General features: G+C 37.7%; 10 protein-coding genes. 7 read left to right on the top strand and 3 right to left on the bottom strand.

What is annotated here, in order from left to right:
- The first annotated feature begins 177 nt into the window (after nucleotides 1-177).
- The 5 genes from ACU1LP_RS03530 to secA all read left to right on the top strand — a co-directional run bounded on the left by ACU1LP_RS03530 (nucleotide 178) and on the right by secA (nucleotide 6,020).
- Complete coding sequence (locus ACU1LP_RS03530; protein ID WP_445735576.1) at nucleotides 178-525, top strand: type II toxin-antitoxin system RelE/ParE family toxin; 348 nt, start codon at nucleotides 178-180, stop codon at nucleotides 523-525.
- 2 nt (nucleotides 526-527) lie between these two features.
- Nucleotides 528-848, top strand: a complete 321-nt coding sequence (locus ACU1LP_RS03525; protein WP_445735575.1) for a helix-turn-helix domain-containing protein — start codon at nucleotides 528-530, stop codon at nucleotides 846-848.
- Between the two features lie 571 nt (nucleotides 849-1,419).
- Entirely contained in the window at nucleotides 1,420-1,998 is a 579-nt protein-coding gene (locus ACU1LP_RS03520; RefSeq protein WP_445735574.1) for a cob(I)yrinic acid a,c-diamide adenosyltransferase, read from the top strand.
- Nucleotides 1,999-2,281: 283 nt separating this feature from the next.
- The gene (locus tag ACU1LP_RS03515; protein ID WP_044638512.1) at nucleotides 2,282-2,503 is read left to right on the top strand and encodes a DUF2795 domain-containing protein; all 222 of its coding nucleotides are present in this window, start codon (nucleotides 2,282-2,284) and stop codon (nucleotides 2,501-2,503) included.
- A gap of 163 nt (nucleotides 2,504-2,666) precedes the next feature.
- The gene (gene secA / locus ACU1LP_RS03510; protein ID WP_445735573.1) at nucleotides 2,667-6,020 is read left to right on the top strand and encodes a preprotein translocase subunit SecA; all 3,354 of its coding nucleotides are present in this window, start codon (nucleotides 2,667-2,669) and stop codon (nucleotides 6,018-6,020) included.
- A gap of 274 nt (nucleotides 6,021-6,294) precedes the next feature.
- Here secA and ACU1LP_RS03505 read toward each other — a convergent pair whose 3' ends face one another.
- The 3 genes from ACU1LP_RS03505 to trkA form a co-directional block, all read right to left on the bottom strand.
- The gene (locus tag ACU1LP_RS03505) at nucleotides 6,295-6,474 is read right to left on the bottom strand and encodes a hypothetical protein (protein ID WP_445731558.1); all 180 of its coding nucleotides are present in this window, start codon (nucleotides 6,472-6,474) and stop codon (nucleotides 6,295-6,297) included.
- A 229-nt stretch (nucleotides 6,475-6,703) separates the two neighbouring features.
- On the bottom strand, nucleotides 6,704-8,197 hold the full coding sequence (locus ACU1LP_RS03500; RefSeq protein ID WP_445731557.1) for a TrkH family potassium uptake protein: 1,494 nt from the start codon (nucleotides 8,195-8,197) through the stop codon (nucleotides 6,704-6,706).
- A gap of 182 nt (nucleotides 8,198-8,379) precedes the next feature.
- Nucleotides 8,380-9,729: a Trk system potassium transporter TrkA gene (trkA, locus tag ACU1LP_RS03495; protein WP_445735572.1), complete on the bottom strand. Its 1,350-nt coding sequence runs from the start codon at nucleotides 9,727-9,729 to the stop codon at nucleotides 8,380-8,382.
- Between the two features lie 504 nt (nucleotides 9,730-10,233).
- Between trkA and ubiE the strand changes: the two genes are divergently transcribed.
- Nucleotides 10,234-10,959, top strand: a complete 726-nt coding sequence (ubiE, locus tag ACU1LP_RS03490; protein WP_445731559.1) for a bifunctional demethylmenaquinone methyltransferase/2-methoxy-6-polyprenyl-1,4-benzoquinol methylase UbiE — start codon at nucleotides 10,234-10,236, stop codon at nucleotides 10,957-10,959.
- Between the two features lie 4 nt (nucleotides 10,960-10,963).
- Nucleotides 10,964-11,692: a type IX secretion/gliding motility protein PorT/SprT gene (gene porT / locus ACU1LP_RS03485; protein WP_445735571.1), complete on the top strand. Its 729-nt coding sequence runs from the start codon at nucleotides 10,964-10,966 to the stop codon at nucleotides 11,690-11,692.
- Nucleotides 11,693-11,956: the final 264 nt, after the last annotated feature.

Raw genomic sequence — 11,956 nt, 5'->3', positions numbered from 1 at the left:
TGACTTTATTAAAAAAAATATAACTTCCTTTAAATTTAGGATATTAAACATAAAAAGATGCTTTTACTAGTAGCTAGAGACAACTTAAAAACCTTCCGTCAAAATTGAAATACAAATATTTTTAAAAAACTTATTGTTTCCCATTTGGGAAATTTTTATATTTAACAAAAATTCTGAATGAAACAAAATTTTGAAATAGAATTGTTACCAGAAGCTGTTGAGTTTTTGGAAAATCTCGACAGTAAAGCACGAGAGAAAATTTATTACAATATCAAAAAAGCACAATTCACAAACAATAATGAACTCTTTAAAAAGCTGAATGAGTTTATTTGGGAATTCAGAACTTTATATAATAACAAAACTTATCGACTTTTTCCTTTTTGGGACAAAGCTGGAGAGCAAGAAACGTTTGTAATTGCAACCCACGGAATAATAAAAAAGACGCAGAAAACACCGCCAAAGGAAATTAAGAAAGCGGAAGATATTAGAATCAAATATTTAGAGAATAAGATAAATAAAAAATAACTATGAAAAAGGAATTTAAAACAGTTTCGCTCGATACAATGATTGACAAACACATTGGTAAGCGCGGAACGACCAAACGGGATGCTTTCGAGAATGAATTGAGAATCGATTTATTGGGAGATGCAATTAGGCAAGCCAGAAAAGAACGCAATTTGACACAAGAGCAATTGGGAAAACTTGTAGGTGTTCAAAAAGCTCAAATTTCAAAAATAGAAAATAGTGTCAAAAATGCCCGATTTGAAACTATTTTGAAAGTATTTGAAGCATTAGGAGCCAAAGTAAATTTCAATGTAGAAATGAACAACAAAAAATTAGCATATTAACTGAAAAGAAAGGCAAACGCTAGCACGGTAAGCTATGGCTCAGTTATTGCCCACTTGGAATCCCGATAACTATTGGACTGCAAATTTCCCAAAGCCAATTTTATCAGAAAAGGCTCGTGCCGAAACATGCAGCTCACATACACAAACGTTAAACGAACTGTTCCTAAAACATAAATTCAACATGTTTCTTGACATCTAATCATCCTGATTTTATTTGCTTCAGTTTTAAAGAATAATAAGCAAAAGCTTCACAATAGAAAAGGTGGAAGTTTTAGAGAAAACTATAGAAATAAACTACCTCGACCCATGGGTGCGAGGTATTATCCCGAAATTTCGGGACCAAAAAGGCAAAAACTAAATTCCAAAAAAAAAAATAAAAACGAGGCAAGCCTCGGGGTATTAAACCCAAAAAATGAATAAAATAAGGGAAATAGAAAAAATAAAAATTTGTGAATTTATTCGTAATATAATCATTTTATCTTTTGTGACAATCGTTTAGTTGCTAAGTCGTCCAGTTTATTCTAAATTTGAAAAAAAACTTGGCGCCTTTGCGCCTTTGCGAGAAAATAAGATGAAAATTTACACCAAAACAGGCGATACAGGTACCACGGCATTATTTGGTGGCACGCGCGTACCAAAACACCATATTAGAATTGAAAGCTACGGAACGGTTGATGAACTAAATTCACATTTAGGATTGATTCGTGACCAGAATATTGATGGGCATTACAAAGATATTCTTATTCATATACAAGATAGATTGTTTACGGTTGGGGCTATTTTGGCAACCGACCCAGAGAAAGCGATTTTAAAAAACGGCAAGGAACGATTGAATATCCCTAAAATATCCAGCGAAAACATAGAATTATTGGAGCATGAAATGGATGCAATGAACGAAGCTTTACCGCCCATGACGCATTTTGTGTTGCCCGGTGGCCATCAAACGGTGTCATTCTGTCATATTGCGCGTTGCGTGTGCCGAAGAGCCGAACGTTTAACAGCGGCACTTAATGACATTGAAGGTGTTGACCCTAACGCTTTAATGTACTTAAACCGTCTATCTGACTACATATTTGTGTTGGCACGAAAGTTGTCCAATGACTTGCAAGCAGATGAAATTAAGTGGATTCCTGAGAAAGTACGAAGTTAGAAGTACAAAGTATTAAGTAGGATAACTTAATAACCACATGATTTGGAATTGTGATTTGCGTTAGGGATTGAGGCATTGTTGGAGCTCCTCGCAGAGAGCGACTGCCGAAAGCCCGACCTCCCGATAGCTATCGGGAAGGGTAACGCCCAAATTAACAAACTTGATTTCAGTTGTTTAGATAGTAAAAACAGACGTTCTTAAAAATAATAATTAAATATTTCATTTTTTCCTTGTGTGTTTAAACTAAAAATTTATTTTTGCACAAAATTAAAACGCATAAAAAATGTATTGGACTTTAGAATTAGCATCTTATTTAAGTGATGCGCCGTGGCCAGCAACAAAGGACGAGTTAATAGATTACGCTATTAGAACGGGCGCGCCTTTGGAAGTTGTTGAAAATTTACAGTCTATTGAAGACGAAGGTGATGCCTACGACTCCATTGACGAAATTTGGTCTGATTATCCAACTGATGAAGATTACCTTTGGAATGAGGATGAATATTAAATAAAGCATAAAGAAAAGTTAAAAAGTCTCGGTTTGAGGCTTTTTTTTTGTCTTAAATCTTAATTAAACATATAACAAAATGTATCTTTGATTGCTTTTTAAAGAGCATGAAAAAACAACCTAAAAATCTAGATCTGCTCTAGAATAACATAACATACACACCATGAGTTTTTTAAATTCTGTACTTAAAGTATTTGTTGGCGATAAATCGAAACAAGATGTAAAAGCCATCACCCCTATTGTAAATCAAATCAAAACCTTTGAAGCTGCCATTGAAAGCTTGTCGCACGACGCATTAAGGGCCAAAACCGCTGAGTTTAAGGCGACCATTGTCGAGGCCATCAAACCCATAAACGAACAGATTGACAGCTTATTGGTTGAGGCCGAAAATACCGAGGATATTGACAGGCGCGAGGATATTTACCAAGATGTGGATCGGTTAAAAGACGAGGCTTATAAAATTACCGAGGATGTTTTAAACGCTATTTTGCCCGAGGCTTTTGCAGTGGTTAAGGAAACTGCAAAACGTTTTAAAAACAATACCACGCTTACGGTTACTGCCAGTACGTTTGACAGGGAATTATCGGGCTCAAAAGACTATGTAACGTTAGATAACGACCAAGCCATTTGGTCCAACTCTTGGGATGCTGCCGGTAAAGCCATTACTTGGGATATGGTACATTACGATGTGCAGCTTATTGGTGGTATTGCCTTGCACCAAGGTAAAATTGCCGAAATGCAAACGGGTGAAGGTAAAACCTTAGTGGCTACGTTACCCATGTATTTAAATGCGCTTGCTGGAAAAGGCGTGCATTTGGTAACCGTTAATGATTATTTGGCGAAACGTGATAGCGCGTGGATGGCGCCTATTTTTCAATTTCATGGCCTGACGGTGGATTGTATTGATTACCACCAGCCTAATTCTGAATCGCGAATAAAAGCATACAACGCCGATATTACCTATGGCACCAATAATGAGTTTGGTTTTGATTATTTGCGTGATAACATGGCACATTCTCCTAACGATTTGGTGCAACGTCCGCACCACTACGCCATTGTGGATGAGGTGGATTCAGTGTTGGTAGATGATGCCCGTACCCCATTGATTATTTCTGGGCCGATACCACAAGGGGAACGCCATGAGTTTAACGAGTTAAAACCTAAAGTGGATGATATTGTTGCGGTACAACGCAAGTATTTAACAGGGGTTTTAGCCGAAGCTAAAAAACTGATTACATCTGGCGATACTAAAGAAGGCGGTTTTCAATTGCTTCGCGTGTATCGTGGGATGCCAAAAAACAAAGCGCTTATTAAGTTTTTAAGTGAAGAAGGTGTTAAACAACTGCTTCAAAAAACCGAGAACTTTTACATGCAGGACAACAACCGCGAAATGCCAAAGGTGGATGCGGAATTGTATTATGTAATTGAAGAAAAAAACAATCAGATAGAACTTTCTGATAAAGGTATTGAATACTTATCGGGGAAAGACAATCCGAACTTTTTCATCATGCCTGAAATTGGTATTGAAATTGCGAAAATTGAAAACCAAAATTTACCGTTGGCTGAAGAAGCTAAACTAAAAGAAGAATTATATAAAGATTTCGGCATCAAATCAGAGCGTATCCATACGCTTAACCAATTGCTTAAAGCCTACGCGTTGTTTGAAAAAGACATTCAGTATGTGGTAATTGACAATAAAGTGATGATTGTTGATGAACAAACGGGCCGTATTATGGACGGGCGTCGTTATAGCGACGGATTGCACCAAGCGATCGAAGCCAAAGAAAACGTAAAAATTGAAGATGCCACCCAAACCTTTGCAACCGTTACCCTTCAAAACTACTTTAGAATGTACCGCAAACTGTCGGGTATGACGGGTACTGCGGTTACAGAAGCTGGTGAGTTTTGGGAAATCTATAAATTGGATGTGGTGGAAATTCCCACCAACCGTGCCATTGTGCGTGATGACAGGGACGATTTGGTCTATAAAACAAAACGCGAAAAATACAATGCGGTTATTGATGAAGTCACGCAATTATCCTTAGCGGGTCGCCCTGTTTTAATTGGTACTACCTCGGTAGAAATAAGTGAGTTACTTGGTAAAATGCTTACCATCAGAAAAATTCCGCATAATGTGTTAAATGCCAAACAACATAAAAAAGAAGCAGAAATTGTAGATCAAGCCGGTAAATCCGGGCAAGTAACCATTGCAACCAATATGGCTGGTCGTGGTACCGATATTAAATTGACCGATGAAGTTAAAAAAGCTGGTGGATTGGCCATTGTTGGTACAGAACGCCATGATTCCCGTCGTGTGGACCGCCAATTACGTGGTCGTGCCGGTCGTCAAGGCGATGTTGGTAGTTCGCAATTCTACGTGTCGTTAGAAGATAACTTGATGCGTTTATTTGGTAGCGAACGCATTGCGAAAATGATGGACCGCATGGGCTTGAAGGAAGGCGAAGTTATTCAGCATTCCATGATTTCAAAATCCATTGAACGTGCCCAGAAAAAAGTGGAAGAGAACAACTTTGGGGTTCGTAAGCGCTTGCTGGAATATGATGATGTTATGAACGCGCAACGTGAAGTGGTTTACAAACGTCGTCACCATGCCTTATTCGGGGAGCGTCTTCGTGTCGATTTAGCGAATATGATTTTTGATACTTCTGAAGGTATTGTTGAAACCAATAAAATGGCTAGTGATTTTAAAAATTTCGAGTTTGAATTGATTCGTTATTTCTCCATGAGTTCACCGATTTTTGAGGCTGAATTCGGGAAGCTTTCGGCACAAGAAATTACCGGTAAAATATACAAAGCAGCATTCGACCATTATAAAGAAAAAATGACCCGCAATGCAGACCTTGCATTCCCTGTTATTAAAAATGTGTATGAAACGCAACGCGATAAATTTAAACGTATTGTTGTGCCGTTTACAGACGGTTTAAAAACCTTAAATGTGGTTACCGATCTTGAAAAAGCATACGAAACCAACGGTAAACAATTGATTACCGATTTTGAAAAAAACATCACGCTTGCCATAATTGATGATGCATGGAAAACCCATTTACGTAAAATGGACGAGTTGAAACAATCGGTACAATTGGCGGTACACGAACAAAAAGACCCCTTATTGATTTATAAGTTTGAAGCCTTTGAATTGTTTAAAACGATGATTGATGAAGTGAATAAAGATGTGATCTCCTTTTTATTTAAAGGTGAATTACCTCAAGAAACACAAAGCACCATCCATGAAGCGAGAGAGCGCAAACGGGAAAAATTGAATGTGCAAAAAGATGAAATCCCTAATTTAGATGAACGCTCGGTACAAAGTAGGGTCGCAGGCAATACCCAACGCCAACCCCAAGTGGTAGAAACGATTGTGCGCGACCGACCAAAAATTGGACGTAACGACCAAGTGACCATCAAACATGTGATCACAGCCGAAAATAAAACCCTTAAATACAAACAAGCCGAACATTTATTGGCCAAAGGTGATTGGGTTCTGGTTGAAGATTAACAAAGGAACCGCCATGGTGAGGAGGCACGACTTGGTCATATCATGAATTAACAGTTGTAGCTTAAATTAAACGGATTGCCACATCATGCAAAACCAAAAAAAGCATGATTCGCAAATTGATAATGTTTTATTAGAAACTGAACTGATCTTGACTTTTTCTATTTCCTGAAAAATGTCTGAAATTCGCCCATATTTCGTCTATTTTCTTATGCGTAGCGATGCTATGCCTCTCAAAAATAGTCTCATCTGAACATCCCGACATATCGGGATTCGGTTAAAAACAAAAAGTCAAGATGAGTTCTTCATTAATATTTTCATGATCGTAATCAAATTGTGAAAAACTGTAATCATTCAAATCTATCATTCCCCAGTTTGTAGGTTCAGGGATTTTAGAAGCTATTTTATGAGTTCCTCCATTTTTTATAGAGCTTCCAATTACAATGATTGTTTCCAATTTTAAATTTTTTAGATTGCACAAAACTTGCGTGCAACTCATTATCCCCTAAAAATTTCAGATAACAATATATTGTGTTCCTCTTTTTTGGATTTAGATTATTGCTTTACGGTATGCTTGCGTTAGCGATAGGAACGGTTAGCTTTTGGCGAGTATGCGCAGCGAGCCAAAACTGGTAGTGTATTGCGCGCCCCCTGTGGTAACGCCCAAATCATTAAAATCCATTTGATTACCTATTCCGCCAGAAAAAAGGCGTGAATAAAATAAGTACGGTAAAAAGTTCCAACCGCCCAATAAGCATTAAAAACGAGGACCACCATTGTGCCAACGGTGGTAATGCCGCATAGTTGTTTACGGGACCAAATTTACCAAGTGCCGGCCCGATATTCCCCAAACTGGACGCCGACAACCCGACGGCGGATTCAAAATCGATATCGAACATGGAGAACACCAAAGCACCGATAATAAACGATAGCATATACAAAATAAAAAACGCCAACACATTAAAAACGATAAACCGGTTGATGGCTTTGTTGTTATACCTTACTGGCACAATGGCATTGGGGTGAAGGGTGCGTTTAAATTCTAAAAAACCGTTTTTTATAAGGATTAAATGGCGTACTACTTTGACGCCTCCAGAGGTACTGCCCGCAGAGCCACCCAAAAACATGAGCCCGAAAAAGAATACCGTTAAAAAAGGGGTCCATAAAGTATAATCGGCACTTACAAATCCGGTGGTTGTAATAATGGTAAGCACTTGAAACAACGAATGCCTAAAAGCACTTTCGGCTTTGCCCCAAACCATGGCATGATCTATGGACGATATGGACACATCTGCTTTAAAATATATAATGAGTGCCGCAATGATGGTGAATACTACGACGAATTTAAAGTACAATTTAAACTCTTCGTCTTTTATTATTTTTTGGACTTTTCCCTTAAACGCAAAATAACCCAGCACAAAATTGGCCCCTGCCAAAAACATGAAAAATATAATAATGTATTGGATAATAGGTTGATTGTTCCAATAGGCCACACTGGCATTTTTTGTTGAAAACCCACCCGTGGATAAGGTTGCCATGGAATGGTTTATGGCATCGAAAAACGACATGCCCGCCAGTTGAAGCAATACCGTTTCGGCTACTGTATAACCCAAATAAATAAGCCATAAACGTTTGGCGGTATCTGTAATTCTTGGGTGCAGTTTATCGCCGCTGGGGCCTGGGGCCTCGGCAGCAAAAAGTTGCATCCCTCCTATTCCCAATAAAGGTAAAATAGCAATGGCAAGTACAATAATACCCATGCCCCCAAGCCAGTGTGTGGTACTGCGCCAAAACAAGACCCCTTTAGGTATTATTTCAATATCATTTAAAATAGAGGCCCCTGTGGTGGTGTACCCAGACATGGTTTCGAAAAACGCATTGGTAAAACTTGGCACACTCTCGGTTAAAACATAGGGCAAGGTGCCGGATAATGACATGATAATCCACCCAAAAGTTACCACCACATAACCTTCGCGCTTGTTCATTTCCTTTTTATGCCTTGCCGTAAAAAGCATGGTTACAATACCCACTATAATGGTAAAAAGACCTGCAAAGAATATCTGTAAGGTTACACCATCATCATACAAATAGCTTACAAGCGATGCCAATAACATAAAACCACCATTGAACAACAGCAGTAATCCTAAAAAGTGTAAGATGATTTTATAGTTTAGTTTCAATTTATTTTTTGTTGCTGTTTTTTATTTGCTACGAATAAACGAATATTTTTTAATTTCAAAATAACTACTAAAATTGCCACCTCCCCCTATCGGCATACCGAAATAAATTCGGTACAGGCTCTCCCCTTAAAAAAAGGGGAGGAATTATTGAGGGAGCTAATTTTTTATTCACACCACTTTTTTTAAAGAAATAATTTCTCAACACGTTTGATGGATTGCAGTAAACAGCACACCACCACACGATCGCCTTCTTGAATTTTAAAATTACCGAGTGCAATCATGCCCAAACCGTCTCTTATAACACCACCAATAATGGCAGACCTTGGAAAATCGATCGCTTTAATGGTTTTGTTACAAACGGCAGAAGTTGCTTTTACTTCAAATTCCAACAATTCTGCATTCAAATTGTTAAGTTTTGTCATGGCAACCACTTCGCCCCTGCGTATATATCTAAAAATATTATTGGCAGCCAACAGCTTTTTATTTACAAGTGTGTCGATACCAATGGAATGCGAAAGCTCAAAATAATCCATGTTTTCAACCAAAGCAATGGTCTTTTTTACCCCTTTGGATTTTGCTACCAAGCAAGACATGATATTGGTTTCAGAATTAGCGCCCACCGCTACAAAAGCATCCATTTCATTAATGTTTTCTTCATCCAATAAATCAACATTCCGTCCGTCGCTATTAATAACCAGTACTTTGGTCAGTACTTCAGCTAGGTCAAAGGCTCTATCTCTATTGCCTTCCAATAGCTTCACATTAAATCCTTTGTCACTTAAATCCCGAGCGGTTTTAAACCCAATTTCAGTACCTCCCAAAATCATAACGTTCTTTAAATCCCTGTTCACTTTTCCGGTAAGTCTGCAAAGTTCGTCGGCACCACCTTCGGAAGTTATAAACACCACACTATCACCACGCTTAAATTTGGTATCACCTCGTGGGATAATAGTAAATTGTGTACCAAAACGTTGTATGGCGATGGGTACAAAATGGATTTCGGGAAAAATCTCTGCAGCTTCCTTTACGGTTTTTCCAACAAACGAAGCCGACCTAGACAATATTAAGCCCGCCATGGTAAGCGCACCACCTTCAAACTCGTAATTTTCGTTGAACGACGATTGTTTTAGTGCCAATTCAATTTCCGATGCGGCTAAAGCTTCAGGGGAAATCAATTCATCGATTCCAAATTTGGAAAAGCCAATTTCGTTTTTATGCTGAATAAATTCGGTATTGGAAATTCTGGCAATGGTTCTTTTAGACCCCAGTTGTTTTGCCAAAACACACACCGTAATGTTGGTGGTTTCGCTGGAAGTAACGGCAATAAATAAATCACTGTTCTCTACACGGGCTTCCTTTAAAATAGCGATGGATGTTGCGTCGCCTTTTATCACTCTAATATCCAAATGCGTATCGGCGTAGGCTAAACTGGTTTTATTCGGGTCTATTAAAGTAATCTCTTGAGATTCGTAAGATAATAATTTGGCTAAATGAAACCCTACTTCACCCGCTCCTGCAATAATTATTTTCATCTGTTTTTTTCTATTGTTTTTTTATGCCAGAACTACCGGCAGGTGTTGCATCCATATAATCATTCCCTGTGTGACAAAAATATAACCACGGATGTTTCATCTGTATATAATCATAAAAAAGTAGTACAAATATACTATAAAATAAATATCAGTTTATTGAAGTCGTAAATCGCTCGTTGATCAACTTATCGTTTACAATATAATATTACACACACAATCGCCTACTTTGAAGTTAATTACTGTCAGGGGAAAATCACACTTTTTATTTGCCACGAATCCACGAATCCACGAATAAAAATAAAAATCGTTATAAAGATAATTGTCACGAATAAAAAAATCTATAGATTTCTTAAAAATTAGTGCAGATTTTTGTTGCATTTATTTATAATAATGAAAATTAGTGTATTCGTGGCGTTTTTTTTTAAACAGAGTGTGCGTTTGTCCTGTTATTACTATTTTAAAGTCGGAATAAATTATGTAGGTTTGCCAAAAAAAGATACAGCCTTGTCAAAAATTAAGCCTTACAAAAACAGCGATTTAGGAAAAAAAGAGCAGGTAACCAAAATGTTTGATACCATTTCTGGAGATTATGATGGGTTAAACCGCGTCATATCTTTTGGAATAGATATTAAATGGCGTAAAAAAGTGGTCAAAATGGTCAAGGAAAACAACCCTGATACTATTTTGGATATTGCTACCGGCACGGGCGATCTAGCCATTAATCTAGCCGAAACCAGTGCTACTAAAATTGTGGGTCTAGACATTAGTAGTGGCATGTTGGACATTGGAAAAGAAAAAATAAAGAAGAAAGCGTTAGAGTCTAAAATAGAGATGGTTTTGGGCGATAGCGAACTTATGCCTTTTGAAGACCATAGTTTTGATGCCATTACCGTGGCTTTTGGCGTTAGAAATTTTGAAACGCTTGAAAATGGCCTAAAGGAGATATACCGCGTGCTAAAACCAAACGGAACTTTTGTGATTTTAGAAACCTCTATGCCCACTAAATTTCCGTATTTGCAAGGTTATAGGTTTTACACCAAAAATATTTTACCCCTTATTGGAAAAGTATTTTCCAAGGACCGGAGTGCCTATAAATATTTATGCGAATCGGCATCAGTTTTCCCTTATGGGGAAGCTTTAAACAATATTTTGCGAAAAATTGGGTTTATTAATGTTGAGGATTTTCCGCAAACCTTTGGTGTTGCAACTATTTACAAATCATCAAAATAATACCATGAAGCACTTTTTTGCATTAATATCATTAATATCCATCATACAAACTTCCAATGCCCAGTTATTTAGAAAAGAAAAGGTATCGTATGACGCGAACCAAGGAAGGGGCTCTACCGATAATAATTTATTGCGTTGGGGGTATTTTTTAGGTGTCAATAATTATGATTTCAATTTTGATTACAACGAAGATTTACGGGATATTTACGTAAAACGAAGCCCAGGATTCAGTGTGGGTTTAATAGGAAATGTACGCATTAACAGTTTTATCGATTTACGATTGGAACCCGGTTTATTGATCAGTACCCGAGAATTGTATTATAGCCAATCTTATTTTCAAGGCATTCCTGTTACAGCCGCCGATTTAACCCGGGAAGTAAAATCAACTTATGTCCACATTCCATTGTTGGTAAAAATTTCAACAAAGCGTATCAACAATTTTAAACCTTTTGTTGTTGGTGGTTTTTCAACTGCTTTAAATTTATCGAGCAACGAAACCAACCCGAACGATAACAGTAACGGGCAATTTAGAACCACTTCGAATAACTTGTTTTATGAACTTGGTTTTGGTATCGACTTTTACTTATATAATTTCAAATTCACGCCTTCCATCCGTGGGCTTTTTGGAATCAATGATGAATTGGTGCGTGATGAAGACCCCAATAGCCCTTGGACCAGCAACGTAAACAGTATGAAATCTAGAGGTGTTTTTGTGAATTTTACGTTTCAGTAGTTTCAGTTTTCAGTCGCAGTCGCAGTCGCAGTCGCAGTTTTCCGAGAGACCAAGAAATGATTCAATGGTTTGTGCTAATTATCAAAATTCGCATTTAAAAAAGGAAAATCAAGAACCTTGGGGCAAGTCCACAAGGTATGGCCATAAAAAGGCCTTTTCATTCGAGGCAAGCCTCGGGGTATCAAAACCCTCTGGTGGGAATCAAAGGGTTACATGTAGTTTTAGAATGCACTATTGCGCTTGGATTCACATAGATTCACAAAA

Source organism: Mariniflexile sp. (assembly GCF_052728615.1).
Note: the sequence above shows the minus strand (reverse complement) of the source record. Positions and strands in the feature narration are given on the sequence as shown.

Coding starts and splice junctions, on each gene's coding strand:
- ACU1LP_RS03520 (WP_445735574.1), top strand. CDS start 1,420: ATGAAAATTTACACCAAAACAGGCGATACAGGTACCACGGCATTATTT.
- ACU1LP_RS03525 (WP_445735575.1), top strand. CDS start 528: ATGAAAAAGGAATTTAAAACAGTTTCGCTCGATACAATGATTGACAAA.
- ACU1LP_RS03515 (WP_044638512.1), top strand. CDS start 2,282: ATGTATTGGACTTTAGAATTAGCATCTTATTTAAGTGATGCGCCGTGG.
- porT (WP_445735571.1), top strand. CDS start 10,964: ATGAAGCACTTTTTTGCATTAATATCATTAATATCCATCATACAAACT.
- ACU1LP_RS03530 (WP_445735576.1), top strand. CDS start 178: ATGAAACAAAATTTTGAAATAGAATTGTTACCAGAAGCTGTTGAGTTT.
- trkA (WP_445735572.1), bottom strand. CDS start 9,729: ATGAAAATAATTATTGCAGGAGCGGGTGAAGTAGGGTTTCATTTAGCC.
- secA (WP_445735573.1), top strand. CDS start 2,667: ATGAGTTTTTTAAATTCTGTACTTAAAGTATTTGTTGGCGATAAATCG.